Raw genomic sequence first — 228 nt, 5'->3', positions numbered from 1 at the left:
CACATACATCGGTCCTTTGAAAGGCGCCTGATACAGAATCCTGAATGAAGTTTCCGGAAGAAGCCCCATTTCAATGATTTTGTTAGGCATTTTAAGGCTGTCGTTATCATACCCTAAAATCTTTCCCATTCTGTTGTTGGGAAATCCACTTAATTTATGTAAACCCATCTCTTTCAAAGCCAAAATTTTGTATGCAAATATACGCTATTTAAATTTAATCTAAATAAC

Annotated in this window: 1 protein-coding gene; it reads right to left on the bottom strand. The window is 35.1% G+C overall.

Annotation, left to right across the window (positions count from 1 at the left end; all coding sequences use genetic code 11):
• A partial coding sequence (locus ACR9ZK_RS23945) for a FeoA family protein (protein ID WP_481344384.1) occupies positions 1–168 on the bottom strand: 168 nt, incomplete at its 3' end.
• Positions 169–228 lie beyond the last annotated feature (60 nt).

The organism is Monashia sp. HAY1-5C (assembly GCF_056755255.1).
The sequence above is the reverse complement of the archived record's forward strand: the minus strand, read 5'-3'. Positions and strand labels throughout refer to the sequence as shown.